Annotated in this window: 15 protein-coding genes; 6 read left to right on the top strand and 9 right to left on the bottom strand. The window is 43.6% G+C overall.

The annotated features are described in order from the left end of the window. Window positions 1-32: 32 nt before the first annotated feature. Both ppk1 and mtgA read right to left on the bottom strand, forming a co-directional pair. A complete protein-coding gene (gene ppk1 / locus ADA42_RS03620) occupies window positions 33-2,108 on the bottom strand; it encodes a polyphosphate kinase 1 (protein ID WP_004936054.1) in 2,076 nt (691 codons plus the stop codon). Between the two features lie 117 nt (window positions 2,109-2,225). Further along, window positions 2,226-2,900 carry a monofunctional biosynthetic peptidoglycan transglycosylase gene (gene mtgA, locus ADA42_RS03615; protein WP_004936051.1) on the bottom strand — a complete coding sequence of 225 codons (675 nt, stop codon included), beginning with the start codon at window positions 2,898-2,900 and terminating at the stop codon, window positions 2,226-2,228. An 81-nt stretch (window positions 2,901-2,981) separates the two neighbouring features. Here mtgA and ADA42_RS03610 point away from each other — a divergent pair, with 81 nt between their 5' ends. Then, on the top strand, window positions 2,982-3,794 hold the full coding sequence (locus tag ADA42_RS03610) for a rhomboid family intramembrane serine protease (RefSeq protein WP_048763625.1): 813 nt from the start codon (window positions 2,982-2,984) through the stop codon (window positions 3,792-3,794). A 14-nt stretch (window positions 3,795-3,808) separates the two neighbouring features. Here ADA42_RS03610 and ADA42_RS03605 read toward each other — a convergent pair whose 3' ends face one another. Beyond that, entirely contained in the window at window positions 3,809-6,286 is a 2,478-nt protein-coding gene (locus tag ADA42_RS03605) for an ABC transporter permease (RefSeq protein WP_048763623.1), read from the bottom strand. Continuing rightward, on the bottom strand, window positions 6,283-6,987 hold the full coding sequence (locus ADA42_RS03600) for an ABC transporter ATP-binding protein (RefSeq protein WP_048763622.1): 705 nt from the start codon (window positions 6,985-6,987) through the stop codon (window positions 6,283-6,285). Before ADA42_RS03600 ends, ADA42_RS03605 begins: the two co-directional genes overlap by 4 nt. Window positions 6,988-7,035: 48 nt before the next feature. On the opposite strand from ADA42_RS03600, the gene ADA42_RS03595 reads away from it, so the two are divergent. Beyond that, on the top strand, window positions 7,036-7,665 hold the full coding sequence (locus ADA42_RS03595; protein WP_171249911.1) for an arylesterase: 630 nt from the start codon (window positions 7,036-7,038) through the stop codon (window positions 7,663-7,665). A gap of 38 nt (window positions 7,666-7,703) precedes the next feature. On the opposite strand, the gene ADA42_RS03590 is transcribed toward ADA42_RS03595, so the two are convergent. After that, window positions 7,704-8,318 carry a carbonic anhydrase gene (locus tag ADA42_RS03590; RefSeq protein WP_004946131.1) on the bottom strand — a complete coding sequence of 205 codons (615 nt, stop codon included), beginning with the start codon at window positions 8,316-8,318 and terminating at the stop codon, window positions 7,704-7,706. A gap of 277 nt (window positions 8,319-8,595) precedes the next feature. Between ADA42_RS03590 and ADA42_RS03585 the strand changes: the two genes are divergently transcribed. Then, complete coding sequence (locus tag ADA42_RS03585) at window positions 8,596-9,597, top strand: hypothetical protein (RefSeq protein ID WP_048763618.1); 1,002 nt, start codon at window positions 8,596-8,598, stop codon at window positions 9,595-9,597. Window positions 9,598-9,625: 28 nt separating this feature from the next. On the opposite strand, the gene ADA42_RS03580 is transcribed toward ADA42_RS03585, so the two are convergent. Both ADA42_RS03580 and nfuA read right to left on the bottom strand, forming a co-directional pair. Then, window positions 9,626-11,815 carry a TonB-dependent siderophore receptor gene (locus ADA42_RS03580; protein ID WP_048763617.1) on the bottom strand — a complete coding sequence of 730 codons (2,190 nt, stop codon included), beginning with the start codon at window positions 11,813-11,815 and terminating at the stop codon, window positions 9,626-9,628. A 166-nt stretch (window positions 11,816-11,981) separates the two neighbouring features. Then, window positions 11,982-12,620: a Fe-S biogenesis protein NfuA gene (gene nfuA / locus ADA42_RS03575; protein WP_004936028.1), complete on the bottom strand. Its 639-nt coding sequence runs from the start codon at window positions 12,618-12,620 to the stop codon at window positions 11,982-11,984. 155 nt (window positions 12,621-12,775) lie between these two features. Between nfuA and ADA42_RS03570 the strand changes: the two genes are divergently transcribed. Together ADA42_RS03570 and ADA42_RS03565 are read left to right on the top strand one after the other, a co-directional pair. Continuing rightward, window positions 12,776-13,393 (top strand): rhomboid family intramembrane serine protease, encoded by a 618-nt coding sequence (locus ADA42_RS03570; RefSeq protein ID WP_039910033.1) that lies wholly within the window; start codon window positions 12,776-12,778, stop codon window positions 13,391-13,393. A gap of 231 nt (window positions 13,394-13,624) precedes the next feature. Beyond that, the gene (locus ADA42_RS03565) at window positions 13,625-15,163 is read left to right on the top strand and encodes a hypothetical protein (RefSeq protein WP_048763615.1); all 1,539 of its coding nucleotides are present in this window, start codon (window positions 13,625-13,627) and stop codon (window positions 15,161-15,163) included. Window positions 15,164-15,194: 31 nt separating this feature from the next. Here the strand turns inward: ADA42_RS03565 and ADA42_RS03560 are convergent, their stop codons facing one another. After that, window positions 15,195-16,520 carry a D-serine ammonia-lyase gene (locus ADA42_RS03560; RefSeq protein ID WP_048763613.1) on the bottom strand — a complete coding sequence of 442 codons (1,326 nt, stop codon included), beginning with the start codon at window positions 16,518-16,520 and terminating at the stop codon, window positions 15,195-15,197. 122 nt (window positions 16,521-16,642) lie between these two features. Next, on the bottom strand, window positions 16,643-18,271 hold the full coding sequence (locus ADA42_RS03555; protein ID WP_004936016.1) for an inorganic phosphate transporter: 1,629 nt from the start codon (window positions 18,269-18,271) through the stop codon (window positions 16,643-16,645). Window positions 18,272-18,715: 444 nt separating this feature from the next. Between ADA42_RS03555 and metH the strand changes: the two genes are divergently transcribed. Then, window positions 18,716-22,402: a methionine synthase gene (gene metH / locus ADA42_RS03550; RefSeq protein ID WP_048763612.1), complete on the top strand. Its 3,687-nt coding sequence runs from the start codon at window positions 18,716-18,718 to the stop codon at window positions 22,400-22,402. Window positions 22,403-22,413: the final 11 nt, after the last annotated feature.

Here is a 22,413-nt window from a genome sequence, read left to right as displayed (position 1 = left end):
TTTAAGGCTCCTTTTTTTTTATGAGAGATTAATTAAGCAAATAGTGAAATCAGGGTTTGCTGGGCATTATGCAGTTCTTCCCCTTCTTTTGCCTGTACGCGTATCCATGTCCCATCTCCTTGAAGTAACCATGCTTGCTGATTATCTTTGAGGTAATTCACCAGACCTTGCTGATAAATTCGCTTTTTCAGCGCTGGGTCTTCAATCGGGAAACATGCTTCAACACGATTAAATAAATTACGATCCATCCAGTCTGCACTTGAACAGTAAATTCGGGCATCACCATTGTTGCTAAAGTAATACACGCGGGTATGCTCAAGGAAACGGCCTACAATTGAACGCACACGGATATTTTCCGACAGCCCCGGTAAACCTGGACGTAAACAGCAAATCGAACGAATAATTAAATCGATCTGTACGCCTGCTTGTGATGCTTCATACAATTTATTGATCAGCTGCATTTCGGTCAGTGCATTGACCTTGACAATAATCTGCGCCGGCTTACCTGCCTTGGCATTGGCAATTTCATCGTCAATATAATTGAGGAGTTGAGCGTGTAAGGTAAAAGGTGCATGCAACAACTTTTTCAGTTTGGCCATTTTACCCATACCAGTGAGTTCCTGAAAAATGCGATGTACATCTTCACACAACTCTTTGTCTGTGGTCATGAGGCCATAGTCGGTATAAATCCGTGCATTACCAGCATGGTAGTTCCCGGTGCCTAAGTGCACATAACGTACCAGCTTGTTATTTTCACGGCGTACCACCAGAATCATTTTGGCATGGGTTTTATAACCAACAATGCCATATACCACCACTGCACCGGCTTCTTGCAACACATTTGCCACTGCAATATTTGACTCTTCGTCAAAGCGCGCACGCAATTCGATCACTGCCGTTACTTCTTTACCGTTACGCGCTGCTTCAACCAGCACTTGGACAATTTCTGAATCGGGACCACTACGATAAAGGGTTTGCTTAATTGCCAAGACCTGTGGATCACGCGCAGCTTCACGCAATAAATTAATTACAGGTGCAAACGATTCAAACGGATGATGCAGTAAAATGTCCTGTTTTTGCATGGCAGCAAAAACATTCTCAGACTTTTTAAGCACCTTTGGAATAACAGGTGTGTGCGAGTCATAACGCAAATGTGGACGTTTGAAGTTTGATAATAAACGGGCCAAATTGACTGGACCTTCCACCTTATAAAGCTGATCTTCATCCAGATCAAATTCTTCGAGCAGATAGTTATAAATATGTTTTGGACAGTTTTCTGTTACTTCTAAACGTACGGCTCGACCAAAGCGGCGGGAACTCAGCTCACCTTTTAGTGCTTTAGCCAAATCTTCAACATCTTCATTGAGTGCCAAATCTGCATTTCGTGTAACACGGAATTGATAACAGCCCGTTGCGGTCATGCCTGGAAACAGATCAGACACATGTTCATGGATAATAGCAGACAACATCACATGATGTTCTTTACCTCCTGTAAGCTCGTCGGGTAAACGAACTACACGCGGTAGTGAACGCGGCGCCGGTACAACTGCTAAGTCAATTTGACGGCCAAAAGCATCTTTACCTTCGAGCGTAATTACAAAGTTAAGGCTTTTATTGACCAAACGCGGAAATGGATGTGCAGGGTCTAAGCTGATTGGGGTGAGTACTGGCGCAACCTGCTCTTGAAAATATTTTTTCACCCATGCCGATTGTGCAGGGGTAAGTTCGCCACGGCGCAAGAAACAGATATCTTCGTCACGTAGTTTTGGCAATATTTCTTCATTTAAGATACGGTATTGACGCTCAATCGCGGCATGTGCTGTTTGTGAAATTTGCTCGAGTACCTGTTTAGGCGTCAGACCATCGGGGCTTCGGCTTTCGTTACCCAAATCTAGCTGCTCTAAAATACCGGCCACACGAATTTCAAAAAACTCGTCAAGATTACGTGAAAAAATCAGTAAAAAATTCATGCGCTCGAGCAAAGGATGGAGCGGATCAACCGCCTGCTCTAAAACCCGAAGATGAAAATCTAAAATGGATAATTCACGATTAATATATCGATCGTTGTAAGTATATTCTACTGGTGTCGTTGTTATCGCAGTATTCATGCGCCAACCCTATCTACAAAAGCTTCGTGATTGAATTAGTATGCTTCAAAATTATTTCAATTACATAAAAAAACGCACTAAAAGTACGTTTTTTATATTCAATACACATCTCAATTCTTAAGGAATTTGACTGTAGCGCATATATTTTAGTGTAAAGCGCTGTTTAAAACGAAATTTGGCGTCATTTCGATTGTTTTGATAGTACTTTGGATTGGGTAGTAAGGCAGCCAAAAACGCAGCTTGTTCTCGGCTTAAGTTTTTAGCACTGCGGTTAAAGTAATATTGAGATGCCGCCTCTACACCATAAATATGTTCACCAAATTCAACCGAGTTCATATATACTTCTAAAATACGCTGCTTCGACCACATTCGCTCCATCATCCAAGTCGCAATCGCTTCTTGGCCCTTGCGCAAAAAAGAACGCTGATTGAATAAAAATAGATTCTTGGCCAACTGCTGCGAGATAGTCGATCCACCATTGACCACTTCACCTGATTTTTCATTTTTTTCTAAAGCGTACTGAATACCATCCCAGTCAAAACCATGATGCTGCAAAAACTTGCCATCTTCGGCAGCCACTACTGCTCGCTTGAAATTATTACTAATATTGTCATAGTCACGCCAATGGTGTTGAAGCGGTTTAGAGGGCTCTGACCACGATGCAATGCGCATAAACATGCTGGTATTGACAGGCTGCGTGCGCCACCATACTAAACTTGCAAAAATCCAAAGTTGAACCAGAAGTACAACACTGACAAGTGCCAAAATAACACGTACAAAAAAACGTTTCATGTCAGCGCTTTTCTCCAGAGAGTTTGTAGTTTCATGCTAAGCTACTTTATCGCTCTTATTGAATGATTACAAAAGCATAGCATGACTGATCTAAGACCACCTCAGATGAATCGTAAACTTGACCTCTACAGTTGGTGGATTACGGCTGTACTGATCATGATAAACGTGGGTTTATTTGTCTGGCAGATCATGCATGGCGTAGATGCCAGTAACCCGACCACAGCCGATGCCATTTACTGGGGAGCCGATTTTGCGCCGCTCACCTATCTTGAGCAACCGGCTCGTCTGTTTACCAGCATGTTTTTTCATTTTGGCTTGATTCATCTTATGCTGAACATGTGGGCATTGTATGTGTTTGGCAACATTGCCGAACAACTACTCGGACGCGGGTATTATCTGGGCCTGTATATTCTGGCCGGACTGGCCGGGAGTCTGCTCAGTGGTTATATCACCATTCGTGACAGTTATGCACTACTTGAAAACTTTGATCCAAGTTTACTGCCCCATGTGGGAGCCGGTGCCTCTGGCGCGGTGATGGGGCTTGGCGGCGCACTCACAATACTGGCCATATTACCTGCATTGCCGAGGCAACGTTTTATTCTCGACAAAAAAGCGTTATTGATCATTATGGCGATTAACTTGGCCTTTGGTTTCATGGCAACCGGCATCAATAACGCTGCGCATATTGGGGGGATGCTCATGGGCGCATTACTGGCACTGATCTGGTATGTGGGGCAGCGCTTCGCCGTGAGCACAGTGGCAAAACTTGTCGGCTTAGCCACGGGGAGTGTATTGTGCTATTTAGCTTATCAATACTGTCTCAGTTTGTTGGCGCCTATTTTAGAACTGTGGCAACACATTCTGATGCAAATGAAAAGCCAGCTTAATCTATAAGCTGGCCCATTGAATCAAGATTGATTCAGCTCTCTTAGACTTTGCAGTGGCGGAATGTCACATAAATAACTGAGACGATAACGCCCAATCAGGGCACAGACCACCATCATTGTGAGTGGTAAAATCAACCAGATTTCAGGATGCCACTGAACTGCAATGTTCATCTTGTAACTGGCAACTGCACTAATCACTTCTGCAAATAAACATGCCACAATCCCAGACAACAAACCCATTAATCCGACCTCAAGCATCAGCAATTGTTTGAGCTTGGTTTTGGCAATACCAAACGAACGTAACACAGCCACTTCCTGACGCCGCTCATCCATTAAAAGATTCAAACACGCAATTAACACCAATAAGCCCGAAATACCGACCAATACGGCAAGTACAGTAATAATTTGCACCAAAACACCGACCAGTCGTTTGACTTCTTCCAAGATCAAGCTGACATCGATAAAGACGGTATTGCTAAATTGCTGAATAAGCCCCACCAGTTTGGCTTTGTCTTGCGGGGGAACATAAAAACTCCCTAAATAACTGCCTGAATTCTCATCGATGGTCGATGGTGAGAAAATAAAGAAGAAATTCGGACTGAAACTTTCCCACTCCACGGTTCTTAGGTTAATCACTCGGGCAGACAACGGACCTTCAGGCAATTGAAAGGTCAGTTTATCGCCAATTTTAATCCCCAACTCTTCGGCCAGTTTAGCCTCTACCGACACTTGATTGACTTGATTAAAGCGCGTTACCCCTGAAACGATTTTATTATCGTCTGGGAATGTGCGTGATTGAGTTAAATTCAATTCACGGCGCAGTGCATTGTTTTGTTTGACTTGTTCGGGCGTAAAGGCGCGATCGTTTTTAGCCACCAGTCGACCACGGATATTCGGGTATAGCGGTGTGCTTTTCCAACTGTTTTGGGTTAATTGCTGTTGTAGCTGCGGCATGTCGAATGGCGGTAAACCATAGACAAATTGATTAGGCGTCCCTTCAGGCAATTGTTCTTGCCAGCGCTCAAGCAAATCGACCCGTAAGACACTCAGCACCGTAATCAGACTAATTCCTAACGCCAAAGCCGTAATTTGGATTGCACTCTGATGCGGTAAGCGCACATAGGCTGAAAGTCCGTTTTTAAGACCTTTGATGAACTTAAGTACACTCCAGACCACCCCATACAGCAACAAACTTAAGAGTAAAATTGCAGCAAGCATAAGTGCGCTCAGTTGAAGGTTATCACTCAACACCAGACTGAACACAATTAGACTAATGATACCGGCAAGAAACATCAGCGCCAGTGAGCGCTTAGACCGAACTTCCTGACGAATCACCCGAATTGGCGGCGTATTTAAAAGCTCCCACACACTCGGTAAGATAAATCCGAACAAAACCACCACGCTGGTAAAGATGGCCGTTGGTAATGGGCCAATCCAGATATCCCAGACTGAAAAATTCAGTTGTAACTGCGGCATTAACTGGAGCATGAGTTGCAGTAGTCCAAAGCCTAAACCGACACCTATTGCACTGCCCAGTACAATTGAAATGAAGCTTACAATCGCGAGCAGCCCCATATAAGCCCATAAAATCTGTGCCTTGCTGGCACCCAAGCATCGAATCAACGCGATGTGGTCTTGGTTTTGCTGTACATAGCGCTGACTGGTCAGGGCAATGGCAATCCCGCAGAGTAGAATGGTTAAAATATTTGCCAGTTGCAAAAAGGTGTCTAGATTTTCAATCGGTTTGACCAAACGAGTATTACCTTGCGTGGCATCACGTAGGCGCAAGGTGGTTGCACTTTCAGAATCTGCTTGCTGTGCACTGCTGCTGTCCGTTTGTTGCAGATGCTTAAATTCATCTGCAAAGCGTTTGGTCTGATCTGGGCGGCCTGCAAGGAGCAACCGGTATTCGATCCGACTACCCACCTGAATGGCATTGGTTTTTGCGACATCATTCTGATTGATGATCACAGTCGGAGAAAAACCGGAAAAACCCAGCTCCTGATTGGAATCATGCGCAATGACGCCTGCCACACGGAATTGACCATCGGCAATATAAACCGTGTCGTTCAGCTTCACTTTCAGCAATTCCATAGCCCGTGTGCTCAGCCAGATCTCCCCTATTGCTGGCGTTTTTTGTGCAGGCTGAATACGCAGTTCACCTCGTAATGGAAAGGCCGAATCAATTGCTTTTACATTGACCATCACAAAGTTTTGCTCGGTGCGTGCCATTGAACTAAACAGCGTGACACGCGATTGTTTGAGTCCATCTTGTGTCGCACGCTGTGACCACTGGTTTGATAAAGGGTCTTGATCGGAAAGCACCAGATCGGCCGCCAGCATTTGCGCAGCTTGTAGATTGACGGCTTGTTTGACCTGATTGTTACTAAATTTTAAAGCAGTGGTTGCGCTGATCGCCAACGATAAGGCAATGATCAATAAATAAAGCCCGCCCGTTCGTAAACTTTGCAACAATAACGGTTTTAAAAGTGAACTCATACATGCTCCACCTTTGCCAGTTCTTCATTGATACGTCCATCGACCAGATTAAAATGCCGCTGACATTGACTGGCCAGTTTTTGATCGTGCGTCACCAACACCAATGTAGTCCCGAGCTCCTGATTCAGTTTAAACAATAAACGTTCAATCTCTTTTGCGGTTTGGCCATCTAGATTGCCTGTAGGTTCATCGGCAAATACCAGTTTTGGCTCGGCGATGAGTGCGCGTGCAATGGCAACGCGCTGTTGTTCCCCGCCAGAAAGAACTTTAGGTGTTTGCTCAACTTGACGCTCAAGCCCCACGCGTGCAAGCCATTCTCGTGCTTTCATCTCGGCATCTTTAAACTGAAATGATGCCTGTAAGCGTAGCGGTAGCATCACATTTTCAAGTGCGCTCAAATGCGGCAGAAGCTGAAAAGACTGAAAAACAAAGCCAATATGCTCTAATCTTAAAGTCGCACGCTGCTCTTCCGACATCCCATGTACTGCCTGACCACACACCCATAGCTCACCCGAAGAAGGTCTATCTAGGGTTGCCAGCACTCCCAATAAAGTAGATTTTCCAGAGCCAGAACGACCTGTAATTGCTACCTGTTCCCCAGCAAAAATTTCCAAATTGATCTGATCTAAAATCGTTAACTGATTGTTATTAAATTGCACAGATTGTGTCAGGTGATGGGCAGAAATTATTGGTTGTGGCATGATGGTCAGTATCCCCTCTGGTGAAAGCATCGACGACTTACTATGCAACTGTATAACATGTTTTTAAACGGAAAATGGACAAAATGGTTAATTATTGGTTCATTTAGCATCATGCCATTTGCGGTTTCAGCTAAAACGATTTTAGTGGTCGGTGATAGTTTGAGTGCAGGTTATGGCATCAATCCTGAACAGGGCTGGGTTGCACTTTTACAAAAGCGTCTCGATCAGGACGATCCTAAACAGCATAAAGTCATTAACGCCAGTGTGAGTGGAGAAACCACCAGCGGCGCACTCGCACGACTACCCAAATTGCTGCAAACCTACAAACCGCAAGTTATGATTGTTGAGCTTGGTGGCAACGATGCACTTCGCGGCCAACCCCCTCAGTTGATTCGTGCGAATCTTGAAAAACTGGTTCAGCAAGGTCAAGCTGCTCAAGCCAAAGTTGTTTTATTTGGAATGAAAATTCCACCGAATTACGGTAGTGCATACAGTCAGGCATTTGAAAATAATTATAAAGTGGTCAGTCAAAAGTATAAGGTCAAACTTTTGCCATTTTTTCTTGAAGGGGTTGCAGGCAATAAAACGTTAATGCAAAAAGATCAGATTCATCCAAATGCCAAAGCGCAGTCTATTTTACTCAAAACGGCATATCCATACGTAAAAGGCGCCTTATAAGACGCCTTTTGCCCAACCGTCTGCCGACGTATCAGGACTTAGAAATCAAAAAAATTAACTTCACCTGTCTCAAGTGAGTATTCTGCACCCACGACAATCATTTTGCCTTTGGCAATCAAGCTTTCAAGTACAGCAGAACCGTGTCTTAATTGATTGACCGATGCAAATACATTTGAACGAATGGCATGCATACAAAGTTTATTGTGATCGTGTTTTAAATCAGTTTGCAGCAAAATTTCAACTGATGGACGTACACGATTCACAATCGACATCAAGTTGTCAGAAGGTGGATTTTCTGGATTGAGCAAAGTATCTACAGTAGCTTGTATCGCACCGCAATGACTATGACCGAGTACCACAACCACTGCACAATCATATCGTTCAGCAGCAAATTCAACACTACCTACTTGCGATGGTGCAACAACGTTACCTGCCACACGAATCACGAACAAATCACCTAAGCCTTGGTCGAAAACCATTTCAGCCGGTACACGTGAATCTGAACAGCCTAAAATAATCGCAAAAGGGTTTTGGCCTTCTGCCATTTCTGCACGCTCTTGATGGCTCACGAGAGTATGATTGGTGGTTTCACCTTTCATAAATCTCTGATTTCCAGCTTTTAGACGATCCAATGCTTCTTGTGCGGTTAACATTTTGTTCTACCATCCAACTAAAAATTTAGATAAGTTTAATCAGCTCCTTATAGAAAGTCACTGACAAAATCTCAACTCTTACAACAAATTTATATATTGTTATTTTGCAATCAATATAGTTCTAACTAAATGAATTTAAATTACTTTTTATATGGTTGATATTTTAATCTGTGTATTTGAAATAGGTAAATCATTTGCTATATTCCATAAAAAGGGTCATTTCAAATTGTGCGGATATCTTTTAGTATGAAGGTATTCTTTTCAAATTAAGCTGAACATGCAAAAACACCCAGTGATTGAACAATTGATCGACGCACATCTGGCATTTTTACAACAGGAGTTTTCTGCACCCGAGACCATTCAAGCAGAGTTTTCAAGCTTCTATCATTGGTTCAAACAACAGCAGCTTCAGCACATCTGGTCATTTGAACAGATTCAGCAGTTGATTGAAAAACAAATTTTAAATACCCCTGCAACGGCGTTTTTGATTGATCAAATTGCAGAGCATATTCGTTTTGCTCTGATTCACCCGCTTAATGATCAAACGCTGATTCAAGATGTGATTCCAGTGCTCACCATCGATCGTATCGCACAATACATCGCCAGTAAAAGTGACCACCGCAAGGCCTTAATCAAACGGGTCACCAACAATCCCGCGTTTTCGGCTATGGTGAGCCAGTTGATTCAACATGCGATACAAGATTACATGGACAATTCACTCATGGCCAAAAAAGTGCCGGGTGTAGGACGGTTCATGAAAATGGGTAAATCGGTACTTGAATCGGTCACCGATTCAAACCTAGATGCAACTGTCTCAAATTACTTGCACAAGAATATTGCCAAGCTGAGCCAGCTCAGTGAAAGTGTGCTCAATCAGCATTTTAGCGATGATAAGCTCTATCATTTTCAGGCCAATTTATGGCACAAGATCAAACTCCAACCACTGAGTGTTTTACGCCACTATATTGAAGTTGAAGATTTACCCAACACCGTGTCGATGGGGCATGAAATCTGGCAACATCTTCGGCAGACCGATTACTTAAAACAGCAGGTGCATGATGGTATTTACGCGTGGTATGCACGCAATCAGGAACGCACCTTTGATCAATTGCTTCAAGATCTGAACATCCATGAACCGCTGATTGAACATGAGTTAAGTGCGCTCTTAAAACCTATTTTGAGTCAAATGCTCGAAACACAATACTTGGCGACACGAGCACGACATTACTTAGAAAAGTTTTACTACGCAGCTGAAACACAACAACTGTTAAAGCTATAAAAAAAAGCCGCTAATGCGGCTTTTTTTATTAAAATTGATATTTCAAGCTGGCGTAGTACGCTCGTCCTGGCTCGTTATAACTTTGACTCACTGAAAGATCGCGAAGTTTTTCTTCATCAAACACATTACTGACCCCCACACGGCCACTGAACTGATCAGTAAATTTATAGCCCATGTTAATTCCGGCGATGCCATAACTTTTGATACTTTCGGTCACTAAACCAGCTGTATTATCAATATTGGTTTCGACATATTGACGGGGTTTCTGACGACCATATTGCGTATAGACAAAGTTAACATCGGCTTTATCGGTGAGCTTATAATTAAAAATCGAGTTGATGGTGTAATTTGGAATCACCGACAGCGGATTGCCAGTTTCTTTGTTCACCGAATCCATCATATAGGTAAAATTATTGGTCCAGCTGATATCTCCCCAATCTAGCGTCACACTGCCTTCAAGCCCTTGAACCAATGCTTTAGGAATATTGGTCCACTGCAAAACATTGTACGTGGTAGCTCCAATGACAACCTGCTGTGACACTTCGGTTCCTGAAGAAATTTTATCTTTATAGTCGTTACGGAACCAAGCCAAGCTGGCATTGACGTTATCTTTTTGGAATTGAATGCCAATCTCTTTATTGACGGATGTTTCAGGTTTTAAATCGTCATTACCTTGAAGGACACATTGCGTTAACCCAATCGGACAGCCATTCCCTCTAGTTCCAAGCAAGTAACCTTCTGCATTTTGATACAAGTTTGGTGCTTTATAGGCACGGGCAATACCGCCTTTGAGCGTGAAGTAATCACCTAAACGCTGTGTGATATTTAAGCTTGGGCTCCAGTTCGAGCCAGATTTATTGTGATCATCAAAGCGCAAGCCCAAAACAAAGTCGGTACTGTCGGTCAATTTAAGGTTATCTTCTACATATGCCGATGCAATACGTGAATTCATTTTACTGCGATCGCCAGTAGTCAATGAGTTCGCATACTCACCCGTTCCTTGAGTGGTATTTCCTGGGTCTTTAAATCGATCTTCAACCCATTCTGTACCCACAGTTAAATTTTGAGGCATATAGAAGTCGAGTGGAATATTCACCTCACCATTTAAGCGCAGTGTATCTAATGTCGATGTGGTACGATTATCCAAACTGTTGATTCGACCCTCTGATGCACCCGCAGTCCCTTCCACAAAGCGCTTATTTTTGGTTCGATCAAACTGCGCAATAATACGGCTATCGCCCCAGTCCCACTTGCCTTCATGGGTCATCGCATAGCTGTCTTTCCACATGGTATTGGTTTCTTTACCAATCAGTTGCGAGAGAATTTCATTTGAGATCGGATCCACATTACTATTTTGTGAATCACCAGCAAATAAATTGCCCTGACGACTCGAAGCCAAATCCAATAACAGCGTTTGACGATCGGTTGCCTGCCATGCAAATCGAGCGCTCAGATCTTTATTTTCTACCCCTTCACGACCAGCAGCTCGCGTACCGCTTGAGGTAAGTGGATTAATATCCGCTGCATCATTGTCCGTTTTATTGAAGTTCCCATAAATACGATAAGACAGCACATCTTGGATAATCGGGCCGCTTAAATTAACACTCACACGATTGGTTGCACCTTCTTTACTGTTTTCAGGCTGATTGCTGAACAGTTCGACAGAACCATGCGTTTCATTCGTAATTTTTTTGGTTTTAATATTGACCACGCCTCCCATCGCGCCATTGCCATAGCGTGCTGCGGCTGGCCCTCGAATTACTTCAATCGATTCAATTGCATCGGCAGGTACCCAGTTTGAATCACCGCGTGTATCGCGCTCGCCACGCCATCCATAACGCACTGAATTACGTGAAGTGACTGGTTTACCATCAATTAATATCAAGGTATTTTCAGGCCCCATTCCTCGAATATCGATCTGACGGTTATTGCCACGCTGACCCGTTGAACTATTTCCAGTCAGGTTTACCCCGGGCATTTTACGAATATATTCTGATACATCATTGACCACCGGCATACGTTCCAAATCGTCTGCGGTAATCACAGACACACCCAATGATTGCTTGATCTGCTCTTCTGCCGTTAAAACGATTTTCTCAAGTTTGGTTGCATCTGGGTTAGATTGATCATCTTGCTGCGTATCTTCTGCATAAGCCACTGAGAACATACTACTGAGTATGGCTGCGGATAAAACTGTACGAAATAACGGCTTACACATTGACATCCCCTTTGTTACAAATATTAAATCAAGCTTAAATTGCGTGACAATTCTAGCAAAAAGAAATCAAATTACAAACAATATTGATAATAATTCTCAATATTAAAAACTAAAAAACCCCTGAGCCGAAACTCAGGGGTTTTCATTACAGCGAATTCATTAAAAATTATTTGAAGTAAGCGCCTTCTGCTTGGGTGTGGTCTGTTTGATCCACAACGCGCTGAAGCTCAGGAATATGCTGGCGTAAAGTCGTCTCGACACCTTGTTTCAAAGTTACATCAATTGCAGAACAACCTTGGCAGCCACCACCAAATTTAAGTACAGCTGTTAAGCCATGCTCTGCATCGTCTTGTACTTCGACGAGTGCACAGTTACCACCATGACCTGCTAAGCCCGGATTGATCTCAGACTGGAGTACATAGGTAATACGTTCTTCAATCGATGCATCTGGTCCAACACGTGGCACTTTAGAATTTGGCGCACGGAATGTTAACTGGCCACCAAAACGATCTTTGTTGTAATCAATCACAGCATCAAGCAGGTACGGAATAGATGGTCCGTCTACATATGCTGGAAAATCTGGATATTCTTGTTTGTAATCGGTGGCAACCACTTCATCCGGTGCACTATAGGCCATACAGCATTCTGCACGTGGCGTACCCGGGTTTTCAACAAAGATACGAACGCCAATACCCGGAGTATTTTGCTTTTCCAATAAATCCTTTAAATACTCTTGTGCAGTCGGTGTAATTAAAAGATTTGGAATTTCATCTGCAACGGCAGTGTTGGTGTTCTCAGTCGACATATCAATCATCCTCAAGCTGAAGTGCTTATCTTAACTGAAGATGCGGGGGATTTAAAAAAAATCAACCAAATTTGTCGGATTTGTTTTACTTTTGGTATTTATTCATGCTCAAAAAATGGCATGATGGACATCAAATAAAACTTTTTTCTTATCTTATGCTGCATTTACCGTTTAATCATACGATTACCCTGATCATCATTACCGTGATCGTTTCACTGTTGGCTTTTTCCAACCAAAATGTCATGAATCGTCTGATTTTTTGGCCACCCGCTATGCAACGCGGTCAGATTGATCGTTTCATCACCCATGGTTTTGTGCATGCCGATGGCACGCATTTGCTTTTTAATATGATTACGCTGTTCTTTTTTGGCAGCATTATCGAAAGCTTCTACAGACAGTATTTCTTTGATTTAGGCTTTGTGTTGTTTTATTTGGGCGGATTAATTATTGCTATTTTGCCCAGCTATCTCAAACATAAAAACGATACGCATTGGGCCAGTTTAGGTGCATCAGGGGCTGTCTCAGCGGTATTGTTTGCCTATATTTTGTTTGAACCGTGGAAACTGATTTTTGTCTTTTTCATCCCGGTTCCAGCGATTATCTTTGCCATATTGTATGTCGCATATAGCATTTGGTCTGGCAAACGTGGCAATACCAACATCAATCACAGTGCACATCTTTGGGGAGCAGCCTATGGTGTGGTCATGACGATTATATTAGAACCACGCCTGATTCAGCACTTTTTAAACAAACTCACCCAACTGCCTTTTTAAACGCAATGTACTGATAAATGGGTTTAACGCATTATCGCCTCACTATGAGGCGATAATGTAATAAAGCCAAGCGTTTTACAAAGCACGCATAAAGTCCAACTGACTTCACATGATCAAAATTAAATTTAACGATTCATTTCAAATTTGGTAGTTATTGCCACTCTTTGCAGGTATATACGGTAGATAATGGCAAAATGCTATTGATTAAAAATACATCGTGAGACTTTCTGCATGTCCAATTCACTAGACGGATTACAATTTCCCCTGCTCGAAACCACGCAAAAGCCGAGTACATCTCATACAGGCAAAGCGATCATTTCAGAAGCATTATCGATTGTCGATAACAAGCTCTCTCAGCAGGCGCTCAACGAAAAACAATGGCGCAAGCAGTATCCGGTGTATTTTAGAGCGTTGGTCGAGCATGGCATTCGTACCCGACATCAGAGCGTGAACATTGCCCAGCAAGGTTTACACAAAGCGCACCACAGCTTTGTATTTTACCGCGATGGCATTAAATACCTGCTCAAAGATGTCATGAATGTGGCAAACGTGTCTCCACTTCATAGCGTGACCATCAAAGGTGAAAGTCAGGATGATCCTGAATGGTACGTACCTTATGGCGGTAAAAAGCTGACGGGACAAGCTTTACTTACTCAGATTCAAGACTGGGAAACGCGCGGCATTATTGAACCAAGCCATGCAAAAGCGTTAAGACTGGCCAGCAGCCACCCTGAATGGTTTGATTTATCTGACCGTACCATGGTGCTGTTTGGCGCAGCCTCAGAAGCTGGCCCGCTCACTTGGTTGTCAAAATGGCGAGCCAATATCGTGGCCGTCGATCTGCCCAATCCAAAAGTATGGGAAAAAATTCTGAATACCGTGCGTAAAGGCAATGCCAAGCTGATAGCACCTTGTGTAGAAAATCTGGATGCTGGCGTATCCTCTGCTGATTTAAAACATAAACTTGGCGCAAATCTACTTACCCAGTTACCCGAAGTGGTTACGTGGTTAAATCAATTTAAATCTTCACTCGATTTGGCTGCGATTGCCTATCTAGACGGCGAAAAACATGTGCGGGTATCTATGGCCATGGACACGATCATGAGCCTAGTGAGTGAACACAAACCAGATAGCTCACTTATGTTTATGTGTACGCCAACCGACATTTATGCTGTTCCTAAAGAAGTGGTCGAAGCAGCACATCAAAAAGCAGAGCAACGCTCAAACTTACAAAAAGTCTTGACGGCAGGTATTAAGACTCTGACCTTGAAACACTTTTTTCAATCGAGTGAACAAGCACTGATTCGCTCAGATAATGATAAACACTACGGTGTGGCAGACTGTCTAGTGCTCGAGCAAGGCCCAAATTATGCGCTGGCAAAACGTATTCAACAGTGGCGTGCTATTTTGGCTCACCAAAATGGTCAACGCGTGAGCATCAATATTGCACCCTCAACTACCACACACTCTGTCACCAAAAATCCAATCCTCAAAGCTGCGTTTAATGGTGCTTCATTGTTTGATGTTGAAGCCTTTGCACCTGAAACCACCAATGCCATTATGGCTGCGCTTTGGGTACACGATTTACGCAATGATGAATGTGCAGCGAATCCGCACACTTCCATTGATCATCCACTAGAGCTGATGATGGAAGGCGCTAACCATGGGGGTTTGTGGCGTGTTGCATATCTGGCACGTACTGCGCTACCTTTTGCGGCGCTTTATGGCTTTGCCTCGGATAAACTGCCTCTGCACTGGCTCAAAAAATAAAAAAAAGCCTGTCAAACTGACAGGCTTTTTCTTAGCCATGCATACTCAGGTACTTGGCCATTTCATCGGAAGGGACCATGCCACCGCCAGTGGCCCAGATGAGATGCGTGGCATTTTTCAACTGCGAGTCACTTAACTGTCGTACTCGCTGATAATCCTGATTTTGAAGTACATGCCCAATTCCGAGTAAGCCTGCTATCGCTGAAGGCTCAAGCTGAATATTCTCAGTTTGATTGAGCAGTTGAATAAACTGAAATAATTGTGCATCCGAGACCGTCACATAGGCATCGATCAGATCTTGCATGGCGCGACCGACAAAGCCAGAGGCGCGCCCTACCGCCAGTCCGTCTGCCGCAGTATGATTATCTAGGCCAATATCTTGTACTGAAATCTGGTCATGTAATCCGGTATAGACACCCAAAAGCATACACGGAGAATGCGTCGGTTCTGCAAAAATACAATGCACATGCTCACCAAAAGCATGCTTTAAACCAAAACTGACGCCTCCTGGGCCACCGCCTACGCCGCAAGGCAAATAAACAAATAATGGATGCGCCGCATCGACCTTGATTTGATGATCGTTGAGTTGCTGTTTTAAACGTAAGCCTGCAACAGCGTAGCCCAGAAACAGGGTTTTCGAATTTTCATCATCTATAAAAAAACATAAAGGATCGTTTTCGGCGGCTTTTCGGCCTTGTTCGACCGCCACGCCGTAATCACTCGCATATTCCACCACATTGACACCCAGCGAACGTAATTTGTCTTTTTTCCACTGCCGAGCATCGGCTGACATATGTACGCTCACACGAAAGCCAAGTTTGGCACTCATGATGCCTATCGATAAACCTAAATTTCCTGTAGATCCTACAGCAATTTGATGCTGCGCAAAAAACTGACGAAAAGGTGCTGAATCAAAGATTGTATAGTCATCATCTGGCTGAAGTAATCCTGCCTCAAGCGCTAACTTTTCAGCATGTGCCAATACCTCATATATCCCACCTCGTGCTTTAATCGAACCTGAAATGGGTAAGTGACTGTCTTTTTTTAACCACCATTGCCCTGTGGTAGGTAAATTGAGCGTAGCACAGGCATGTTTTTGCATGTTAGGGATAGACGCCATCTCAGATTCAATCCGCCCATGTGAAGCTTCTAGCTCAGTAAACACTTTAGCCAAATAAGGTGCGAAGCGTGTTAGACGCTGTTCGGCATCTTCAATATCGGCACGGCGAAGACCAACCCCATTTAGACCGTGCTCACAATCCTTACTTTCAGGTGGATACCAAAAGATTTCTTGATAGTGTTTTAATGCATTGATTAACTGATCATGTTGTAACGCAGATGCAAGAGATGACGTCATGACGGCAAAACCCTGTAAAGCTTATTGATTATCTGCTTTAAACTTATACGTGTTTGAGCGGAAAATAGAAATATTGCGACATAAAAAAAGGCCACCCATGTGACCTTTTCTAGAATAACAGTTTAACCAACAAACTGTAAGAACACCCAGTATAAACCACCGGATAAACAGATTGTTGCTGGCAAGGTAAAGATCCATGCCGAAATAATGGTTTTTACTGTTGCAAAGTTCAAACCAGATTTGTTCGCCACCATGGTCCCTGCAACTGCACTGTTCAAGACGTGTGTGGTCGAAACTGGCATACCTAGACCATCTGCTGCTGCAATGGTGCTCATGGCAACGAGTTCAGCAGACATGCCTTGACCATAGGTCATGTGGTTTTTACCAATACGCTCACCCACAGTCACCACAATACGCTTCCAGCCTACCATCGTGCCCAAGCCAAGTGCCAAGGCAACCGCAACCTTCACCCAGTTAGGAATATACTGTAAAAAGCCATCAAGGTTGCTACGATATTCTTTTAAGGTATCTTGTTGCTGAGGGGTCATTGCAGGAAGTGCTTCAGCTTTTTCCAAACGTTTAAACGTTGTGGTGCTCAAGTACATATCATTACGAATTTCGCTGACTGCCTGCTCTGGAATATCTTTTAAGTCGCCATACTGTCCTACGCGCTCACCCAAGTGATCTGTAATGCTGGCCAATGCCGGTAAAACCTCAGGGGTTTGCTCTTTGGTCTGGATAAACTTGGTCAGTACAACACGCGCCTTTTCATCTTGCATTTCATTTTGGTTGGCATGCAAGACAATTGCCGTTTCACCTGAAAGTTGCTCAAACGATTTAAGATACTGTGCATCTAAGTTTTTATTGAGCGAGTACGCCAAAGGAACCAAGCCAATCAGGATCAGCATAATCAAGCCCATACCTTTCTGACCATCATTTGATCCGTGTGCAAAACTTACACCTGTACAGGTAAAGATCAAAATTGCACGAATCAATGGTGGTGGTGGCTTGTTGCCTTCTGGTGGCTGAAACAATTCAAGCTGACGGCGGAATACTTTTTTCACCAGCAAAAATAAGATCGCAGCAAATGCAAAACCGATTAAAGGAGAAAAGAGTAACGCTTTACCGACCTTGATCACCTGATCCATATCGATACCGCTGGTACCCGTCGATGCATTTAAAATGTGGTTCATGATGCCCACACCTAAAATCGAACCAATCAAGGTATGCGAACTTGATGCTGGGATACCCAAAAACCATGTACCTAAGTTCCAGATAATCGCTGCGATTAGGAGCGCGAACACCATGGCAAATCCGGCACCACTGCTGACATTCATAATCAGTTCAACAGGAAGTAATGCAATAATACCGTAGGCAACTGCACCGCTGGCCACCATCACGCCGAGAAAGTTACAAAAGCCCGCCCACATCACTGCAACAGGTGCAGGTAAGGCGTTGGTGTAAATGACCGTCGCCACAGCATTGGCTGTGTCATGGAAACCATTTACAAATTCAAATCCCAAGGCAATAAACAATGCCGTTGAAAGGAGAATAATAGAATACAAATTTAAAGGTGGAACATGCGCTAAATCAGCATTGACCTGAAATCCAATATAAATCAGAGTCGCAACGATGACCGTAAGAAACACCGGCATAAAGAACTTCGGTGTCGGTACGTGTACATTCGTCGATTTCGCATGTGAAGGTTCCACAGGCTTTGAATCCGAAACAGGGGGAAGATTTGAATTCATGCAGACGGTTCAAGGGGATCAATAAAATCCCCTTATTCTTAAATTAAATTATGACAATTATATGACAAACGACGCCCTAATGAAGTCAATTTTTGCTCAATTAACTCCATTTTTCGCCTAAATTGCGCTATTTTTTTAACGCAAAATAAAATTATGTTTTTATATTTCAAAAACTTAATAGTTTTAATAAGTTTATGACAGGCTTATAATTTAATTTGTCATAATTGCCGAAAAAAATGACACTTAACTTAAATGAAGCGCTAAGCTGCTGCCTGTTTAAGCATTTTGAAAGTTAATTATTTCACTTTGATGAAATTTTCAGCGCTTAAAGTAAAAAATGACTCATCGCATTTTTTTGATCGCATCAGTTCTTGATGAAAATGACATCAAATACCATGGCTTCTGTTACAATAATGCGCATTTTTAAATCGTTAGGGGTTCTCCATGTCGACGCTAGCCACCCTCAAAGAGCTGCTTGCCAAGCGCATTCTCATTATTGATGGTGCGATGGGTACCATGATTCAGCGCCATAAGCTTGAAGAAGCAGATTATCGTGGTGAGCGTTTTGCAGACTGGGCACATGACCTCAAGGGCAATAACGATCTGCTGGTGTTAACTCAGCCTCAAATTATACAAGGTATTCATGAAGCGTATCTTGAAGCGGGTGCCGATATTATCGAAACCAATAGCTTTAATGGTACTCGCGTGTCGATGTCGGATTACCATATGGAGGAATTGGTTCCCGAGATTAACCGCGAAGCAGCACGTTTGGCAAAAGCCGCGTGTGAGAAATACAGTACCCCAGATAAACCGCGCTTTGTTGCAGGGGTATTGGGTCCGACATCACGTACCTGTTCCATTTCTCCCGATGTCAACAATCCTGCATTTCGTAACGTCACCTTCGATGAACTTAAAAACAACTATATTGAAGCCACACATGCCTTGATTGAAGGTGGCTCGGATATCATTCTCATCGAGACCGTTTTCGATACCTTAAACTGTAAAGCGGCAATTTTTGCGGTTAAGGAAGTCTTTAAGCAGATCGGTCGTGAACTGCCCCTCATGATCTCGGGCACCATTACCGATGCATCAGGGCGTACTCTCACTGGTCAGACGGCTGAGGCATTTTGGAACTCTGTACGCCACGGCGATTTACTTTCGATTGGCTTTAACTGTGCACTCGGTGCAGATGCCATGCGTCCGCATGTTAAAACCATTTCCGATGTCGCCGATACTTTTGTTTCAGCGCACCCAAATGCCGGATTGCCGAATGCATTTGGTGAATACGATGAAACGCCAGAACAAACAGCGGCTTTCTTAAAAGAGTTTGCCGAAAGCGGTTTGATTAATATTACCGGTGGTTGCTGTGGTACAACGCCAGATCACATCCGTGCGATCTACAACGCGGTAAAAGATATTCAGCCACGTTCAGTGCCTGAAACAGTTCCTGCTTGTCGTTTAAGTGGTTTAGAGCCATTTAATATCTATGACGATTCATTGTTTGTGAATGTCGGTGAACGTACCAATGTCACGGGTTCGAAAAAGTTTTTGCGTTTAATCCGTGAAGAACAATTTGCCGAGGCATTGGAAGTTGCACAGCAACAAGTTGAAGCAGGCGCTCAAATCATCGACATCAATATGGACGAAGGCATGCTCGACTCTCAAAATGCCATGGTGCATTTTTTGAATCTGGTGGCCTCTGAGCCTGAAATCTCTCGTGTGCCCATCATGATTGACTCATCGAAGTGGGAAATTATTGAAGCGGGCTTAAAATGTGTTCAGGGTAAGCCTGTCGTCAACTCCATTTCGCTTAAAGAAGGCTATGATGAGTTTGTCGAAAAAGCGCGTCTGTGCCGTCAATATGGCGCGGCTGTCATTGTGATGGCGTTTGACGAAGTCGGTCAGGCCGATACCGCTGAACGTAAGCGCGAAATCTGTAAACGCTCCTATGATATTTTGGTGAATGAAGTCGGCTACCCGGCTGAAGATATCATTTTTGATCCAAACGTGTTTGCTGTCGCAACCGGTATTGAAGAACACAATAATTATGCGGTTGACTTTATTGAAGCAACTGGCTGGATCAAACAGAATTTACCTCATGCCATGATTTCTGGCGGCGTATCTAACGTCTCCTTTTCTTTTCGTGGCAATGAACCCGTCCGTGAAGCCATTCACTCGGTATTTTTATACCATGCCATCAAGCAAGGCATGACCATGGGGATTGTCAATGCGGGTCAAATGGCCATTTATGACGACATTCCAAAAGAATTAAAAGACGCTGTTGAAGATGTAATCCTGAATCAAAACCAAGGTGAATCAGGCCAAAATGCCACTGAAAAATTGCTTGAAGTGGCTGAGAAATTTCGCAGCCAAGGCGGTAAGGTCAAAGAAGCCGAAAATTTGGAATGGCGAAATCAACCGGTCGAAAAACGTCTGGAATATGCCTTGGTCAAAGGCATTACTACCTTTATTGATCAAGATACCGAAGAAGCACGCCTGAAGTCTAAACGCCCGCTGGATGTCATTGAAGGCCCGCTGATGGATGGTATGAACGTGGTGGGTGATCTGTTTGGTTCTGGAAAAATGTTTTTGCCGCAGGTGGTTAAATCGGCCCGTGTAATGAAGCAGGCGGTGGCATGGCTGAATCCGTACATCGAAGCGGAAAAAGCAGAGGGACAAACCAAAGGCAAAGTACTCATGGCCACGGTAAAAGGTGATGTTCATGATATTGGCAAGAATATTGTGGGCGTGGTGTTGGGTTGTAATGGTTACGATATTGTCGATTTGGGCGTGATGGTGCCCGCCGAGAAAATTTTGCAAACTGCGATCGATGAAAAGTGTGACATTATTGGCCTGTCTGGACTGATTACGCCGAGCCTAGATGAGATGGTGTTTGTAGCCAAAGAAATGCAGCGTAAAGGCTTTAGCATTCCCCTTCTCATTGGTGGAGCAACCACTTCAAAAGCGCATACCGCAGTCAAAATTGAACCACAGTATCAAAATGACGCCGTGATTTATGTCGCAGACGCCTCACGTGCTGTGGGTGTCGCCACCACCCTGCTTTCTAAAGAAATGCGCGGTGCATTTATTGAAGAACAACGTGCCGAATACGCCAAAATTCGTGAGCGTCTCGCCAACAAGCAGCCAAAAGCCGCCAAGCTTAGCTATTTAGAAGCAATAAAAAATGGCTTTAACATTGACTGGAATGCCTACGTACCACCTAAACCAAATCTGCTTGGCGAAAAGGTCATTAGCCATTATCCGCTTGAAAAACTGGTGCCATATTTCGATTGGACTCCGTTTTTTATCTCGTGGAGCTTGACCGGAAAATTTCCAAAAATTCTAACTGATGATGTGGTGGGAGAAGCCGCGACTGATTTATATAATCAAGCTCAGGCGATGCTTGAAGATATTATTGAAAATAAGCGCTTTGATGCCCGAGCTGTATTTGCGTTATACCCTGCCAAACGAACGGGAGATGACACGGTTTCTGTTTACGATATGCAAGGTAACGCCACACATCGCTTTGAGCATTTGCGTCAGCAGTCCGATAAAGTGACAGGTAAACCAAACTTGTCACTTGCAGATTTTATTAGCCCAGCCGAGCAACATACCGATTACCTAGGTGGATTTACCGTCTCGATTTTTGGTGCAGAAGAACTCGCAAATGAATATAAAGCCAAAGGAGATGACTATTCTGCAATTCTGGTTCAGTCCTTGGGAGATCGTTTTGCCGAAGCATTTGCCGAACATTTGCACGAACGGATTCGTAAAGAATATTGGGGCTATCAGCCAGATGAAAATCTCGACAACGATGCCTTAATTAAGGAAAAGTATGTCGGAATTCGACCTGCACCCGGTTACCCTGCGTGCCCAGAGCATTCGGAAAAAGCAGTGTTGTTTGACTGGTTAGGTTCAACAGATAAGATTGGAACCTATCTGACGAGCAGTTTTGCCATGTGGCCACCTTCAAGTGTCAGCGGCTTTTATTATAGCTTGCCGCAATCTGAATACTTTAATGTCGGTAAGATTTCTCAGGATCAGCTTGAAGACTACGCCAAACGTAAAGACTGGACACTGGATGAAGCGAAACGTTGGTTAGCACCAAATCTAGATGATTCGATTAACTAAAGTAAAAAATC

The sequence above is a fragment of the Acinetobacter sp. 243_ASPC genome (assembly GCF_001054715.1).
Lineage (GTDB): Bacteria > Pseudomonadota > Gammaproteobacteria > Pseudomonadales > Moraxellaceae > Acinetobacter > Acinetobacter soli.
Note: the sequence above shows the minus strand (reverse complement) of the source record. Positions and strands in the feature narration are given on the sequence as shown.

Bases quoted from the DNA above. Each gene is read 5' to 3' on its own strand.
- ADA42_RS03580 (WP_048763617.1), bottom strand. From the start codon at position 11,815: ATGTGTAAGCCGTTATTTCGTACAGTTTTATCCGCAGCCATACTCAGT.
- ADA42_RS03610 (WP_048763625.1), top strand. From the start codon at position 2,982: ATGACTGATCTAAGACCACCTCAGATGAATCGTAAACTTGACCTCTAC.
- nfuA (WP_004936028.1), bottom strand. From the start codon at position 12,620: ATGTCGACTGAGAACACCAACACTGCCGTTGCAGATGAAATTCCAAAT.
- mtgA (WP_004936051.1), bottom strand. From the start codon at position 2,900: ATGAAACGTTTTTTTGTACGTGTTATTTTGGCACTTGTCAGTGTTGTA.
- ADA42_RS03555 (WP_004936016.1), bottom strand. From the start codon at position 18,271: ATGAATTCAAATCTTCCCCCTGTTTCGGATTCAAAGCCTGTGGAACCT.
- ADA42_RS03585 (WP_048763618.1), top strand. From the start codon at position 8,596: ATGCAAAAACACCCAGTGATTGAACAATTGATCGACGCACATCTGGCA.
- ppk1 (WP_004936054.1), bottom strand. From the start codon at position 2,108: ATGAATACTGCGATAACAACGACACCAGTAGAATATACTTACAACGAT.
- ADA42_RS03570 (WP_039910033.1), top strand. From the start codon at position 12,776: ATGCTGCATTTACCGTTTAATCATACGATTACCCTGATCATCATTACC.
- ADA42_RS03565 (WP_048763615.1), top strand. From the start codon at position 13,625: ATGTCCAATTCACTAGACGGATTACAATTTCCCCTGCTCGAAACCACG.
- ADA42_RS03560 (WP_048763613.1), bottom strand. From the start codon at position 16,520: ATGACGTCATCTCTTGCATCTGCGTTACAACATGATCAGTTAATCAAT.
- ADA42_RS03600 (WP_048763622.1), bottom strand. From the start codon at position 6,987: ATGCCACAACCAATAATTTCTGCCCATCACCTGACACAATCTGTGCAA.
- ADA42_RS03605 (WP_048763623.1), bottom strand. From the start codon at position 6,286: ATGAGTTCACTTTTAAAACCGTTATTGTTGCAAAGTTTACGAACGGGC.
- ADA42_RS03590 (WP_004946131.1), bottom strand. From the start codon at position 8,318: ATGTTAACCGCACAAGAAGCATTGGATCGTCTAAAAGCTGGAAATCAG.
- metH (WP_048763612.1), top strand. From the start codon at position 18,716: ATGTCGACGCTAGCCACCCTCAAAGAGCTGCTTGCCAAGCGCATTCTC.